This is a genomic window from Dietzia sp. CW19 (assembly GCF_014145265.1).
GTDB classification, from domain to species: Bacteria; Actinomycetota; Actinomycetes; order Mycobacteriales; family Mycobacteriaceae; genus Dietzia; species Dietzia natronolimnaea.
The window spans coordinates 1-2,349 of the sequence record NZ_JAALEE010000260.1; the positions used below are offsets into that span (position 1 = coordinate 1).

The 2,349-nt window shown below is 71.2% G+C and carries 2 protein-coding genes and 2 pseudogenes; 2 read left to right on the forward strand and 2 right to left on the reverse strand.

The window, feature by feature from the left end:
• Positions 1-581 (reverse strand): annotated as a pseudogene (locus tag G6021_RS08415) (DNA alkylation response protein); the annotation flags it as partial.
• Positions 582-610: 29 nt separating this feature from the next.
• Positions 611-1,435, reverse strand: a complete 825-nt coding sequence (locus tag G6021_RS08420; protein ID WP_182641057.1) for an acyl-CoA thioesterase domain-containing protein — start codon at positions 1,433-1,435, stop codon at positions 611-613.
• 150 nt (positions 1,436-1,585) lie between these two features.
• On the opposite strand from G6021_RS08420, the gene G6021_RS08425 reads away from it, so the two are divergent.
• Both G6021_RS08425 and G6021_RS08430 read left to right on the forward strand, forming a co-directional pair.
• On the forward strand, positions 1,586-2,116 hold the full coding sequence (locus G6021_RS08425) for a hypothetical protein (RefSeq protein ID WP_187700569.1): 531 nt from the start codon (positions 1,586-1,588) through the stop codon (positions 2,114-2,116).
• 21 nt (positions 2,117-2,137) lie between these two features.
• Positions 2,138-2,349, forward strand: a pseudogene (locus G6021_RS08430) (hypothetical protein); the annotation flags it as partial.

Sequence of the window (2,349 nt, forward strand, 5' to 3'; positions counted from 1 at the left end):
TCCGACCCGCCCTGCTTCTCGGTCATGGCCATCCCGAAGAGCACACCCGACTTGGTGGCGGGGTCGCGGAGCTCGGGGTCGTAGACCCTGGACATCAGCGCCGGCTCCCATTCCGCGGCCAGGTCCGGACTCAAGCGCAGGGACGGCACCACGGCGTGCGTCATGGACAGCGGGCACCCGTGCCCGGCCTCGATCTGCGACACCAGCATGAAGCCGGTGGCCCGCTCCACGGTGGCGCCGGGCCCCGGGTCCGCCCAGGCGGAGGTGTGCACCCCGCGGGACACCGAGTACTCCATGATCCGGTGATAGGAGGGGTGGAACTCGATCTCGTCCACCCGGTTGCCCCACCGGTCGTGGGCGCGGTGCACCGGCGGCAGGGTGTTGGCCAGCTCCGCGTCGTGCTGGTACTGCCCGGTGCCCACGTGTCGGCCGATCTCGTGGAACCGGTCGGTCACCGCGCCGGGCGCGAAGACTCCCACGGCCTCCCGGAGTGCGGGATTGAGCGCGTACTCGTCCACGTCCACGCGCGGCGGCGCCTGGTTGAGGACCTCGTGGGTGGTGTGGTTCCGAGTGGTCGACATGTGGTGGGTGCTCCTCCGGCCCGCGGTACTCAGGACTTGAAGTACATGAGTTGGTGGCTGGTGGCGAGCAGGGTGCCGTCGCGGCTCCACAGTCTCGCCGATTCATCGTGGTAGTTGCCGTGGAACCGGTGGGCGTGGACGCTGCCCAGGATGAAGTCCGTGCCCTGGGCCGCGATCTCGTCCGCGGTGGCCAGGTAGTGGATCGTCAGCGTGACCGTTCCCGCGGGGATCGGCCGGCCGAGCCGGAGGAACGACCTGGGGAAGAACGAATCGCACATCGCGGTGAGCGCGACGTGGTCGAGGGGGCGGGGCGGGGTGTCGCGGATCCACATCGTCGTCGTCGAATCCGGGCTCGTCTGTCCGTCCTCGACCGACTGCCACGCCCCCGTCACGAACCGCATGTCGTAGTTGTCCACCCACTTGACCCCACGGTCCGCCGCGGCCGGGGTCAGGTCCTCGGGTGCGGGGACCCCGGGCGGGCCGACCTCGGTCTCCGACCACGTCTCCCGGCGCAGCGCGGTGATCGCCGTGGCGGTGGTGACCACCTGATCGCCCTGGCGCATCTCGAGCCACCAGTGCTGGTTGGAGCGGTTGGTGCGGGTCGGCAGCACCTCGATCTCGAACTCGCCCTCGGCCACCGGGCCCGCGTAGTTCAACGTCAGAGCCAGCGGGTCACCGTGTCGCTCCGGGTGCTGCAGGATCGCCTGCAGCATCGTCGCCGCGGTCGTCCCGCCGAACGGCCCGACCATGTTGGCCCACGCGTCGACCGTGCGGCCCCGGACCAGGTTATCGCCGCCGCGTTCGAGAGCGACGGCCTGATCCAGAGTGTGTCCAGGGGCGTATCGACCGGTCACGGCACTCTCCTCATCGGGCGGCGTGAGGGGTGCGCCGCCGGGTGGTCCCACCGTACCGAGGGGTCGGGGGGCGCCCGGTCACCACTCACGGTGGTTCTCCGGTGTGACCCGTGTCACCATGGGGTGTACTCGATCGGAGAGGCGATCTCGATGCCCGGAACCGTCAGAACACCGAACGTCAGAACACCGAACGTCAGGGCCCTGACCGCCACGGCCCTGACCGCCGGCCTGCTCGCGTCCTGGGCGCCCGCTGCATCCGCGGTCAACACCGACTTCCTCATGCCTCCGCCCGCCGGGTGTTCGGTGGACGTGCAGCGGATCGCCGCGCAGACCCCCGGGCCGTTCCCCGGGGTCGGGTGGACGGTGGGACAGAGCGGGAACCTGTGCGGTGAACTCGGCTACCTGTTCCTGGAGACCGCGGGCGGGACGGTCTCGTCGCCCACCCGTGTCGTGCTGTTCCACCGGGGCGAGCAGGTCGCGACGCAGCCCGGCACCACGCCGCGTGTCCTGCTCGGGCAGCACAGCGACTTCCACGTGGAGCTGCGCGTGCAACAGGAGCCGGTGGCGGGCCAACCGAATGCGGAGGCCGTCTACGCCTCCACCATCTACGTGTGGAACCCGTTCGCCGGCGCGGGGGACGCGACCCCGATCGGTCCGCTACCGCCCGGGATGACCCTCTAGCCAGGGCGACGGGGTGGCGACGTGACCGGGGCCGACGGAGTGCGGGGAGGCGGTCGGTCGCCGGTCTACGCGGCCCTCGCGGTGGTCGTGGTGGTCGGGGTCCTCGTCGCGACCGTCACCACCGTCGCGCTGATGCGATCGCGCGACGAGACGTCTCCCGAGGTGACCGCCCCGGCCGGCCCCAGCACCACCGCGACCTCGACCCGGGCCTCTCGCGCCACCACCACCGCTCC